General features: G+C 61.2%; 2 protein-coding genes and 1 pseudogene. All 3 read left to right on the top strand.

Translation table 11 applies throughout. From position 1 onward, the window contains the following. Positions 1-211, top strand: a pseudogene (locus AWB67_RS38455) (NAD(P)(+) transhydrogenase (Re/Si-specific) subunit alpha); the annotation flags it as partial. A gap of 18 nt (positions 212-229) precedes the next feature. Beyond that, a complete protein-coding gene (locus AWB67_RS38450) occupies positions 230-556 on the top strand; it encodes an NAD(P) transhydrogenase subunit alpha part 2 (protein ID WP_087660910.1) in 327 nt (108 codons plus the stop codon). Then, the coding region (locus tag AWB67_RS38445) for an NAD(P)(+) transhydrogenase (Re/Si-specific) subunit beta (RefSeq protein WP_200822436.1) at positions 553-1022 on the top strand (470 nt) is incomplete at its 3' end. The genes AWB67_RS38450 and AWB67_RS38445, both read left to right, overlap by 4 nt.

The raw sequence follows: 1022 nt of genomic DNA, 5'->3' as shown, positions 1-1022 counted from the left end.
GATGAAGCATGGTGTGCATATCGTCGGTTATACCAATCTCGCATCAATGGTCGCCGCCGATGCCTCCGCACTCTACGCACGCAACCTGCTCGACTTCCTCAAGCTGATCATCACGAAGGAAGGCACGCTCAACATCGATCTCGCGGACGACATCGTCGCGGCCACGCTCCAGTGCCGCGACGGACAAGTCACGCGGCCGGCATCGGCGTAAGGGGACATAGACATGGAAGTGGACATCATCAATCACACGGTGATCAACCTGATCATCTTCGTGCTGGCGATCTACGTCGGCTATCACGTGGTGTGGAACGTCACGCCCGCGCTGCACACTCCGCTCATGGCGGTGACGAACGCGATCTCGGCAATCGTGATCGTCGGCGCGATGCTCGCGACCGGACTCACGGTCGGCGGCACGAGCAAGTTCTTCGGCACATTGGCTGTAGTGCTGGCAGCCGTGAACGTGTTCGGCGGCTTTCTCGTGACGAGACGCATGCTCGAAATGTTCAAGAAGAAGGAGCCTAAGAAGCTCGCTTCGGGCAAGGAGGGCGCGCGATGAGCCTCAACGTCGTCACGCTGCTTTATCTCATCGCCTCGGTGTGTTTTATCCAGGCGTTGAAGGGCTTGTCCAATCCGAAGACCGCGCGGCTCGGCAACACGTTCGGCATGACCGGCATGGCGATCGCCATCCTCACGACGCTCGCGCTGATCGTGAAGCAGGCGGCGCTTCTCGGGTCCAATCTGGGCTTCGGCCTCGGGCTGCTGTTCGCGGCGCTGATCATCGGCGGTGCGGCAGGCTCGTACATCGCGGCGAAAGTCGAGATGACGAAGATGCCCGAACTCGTCGCCGCGATGCACTCGCTGATCGGTCTCGCTGCCGTCGCCATTGCATATGCGGTGGTCGCCGAGCCCTCGGCGTTCGGACTCGCGCCTCCCGGATATCTGATCCCTTACGGCAATCGCGTCGAGTTGTTCATCGGCACGTTCGTCGGGGCGATCACGTTCTCCGGGTCGGTCATCGCGTT

Source organism: Caballeronia terrestris (assembly GCF_001544515.1).
Classification (GTDB): Bacteria; Pseudomonadota; Gammaproteobacteria; order Burkholderiales; family Burkholderiaceae; genus Caballeronia; species Caballeronia terrestris.
The sequence above is the reverse complement of the archived record's forward strand: the minus strand, read 5'-3'. Positions and strand labels throughout refer to the sequence as shown.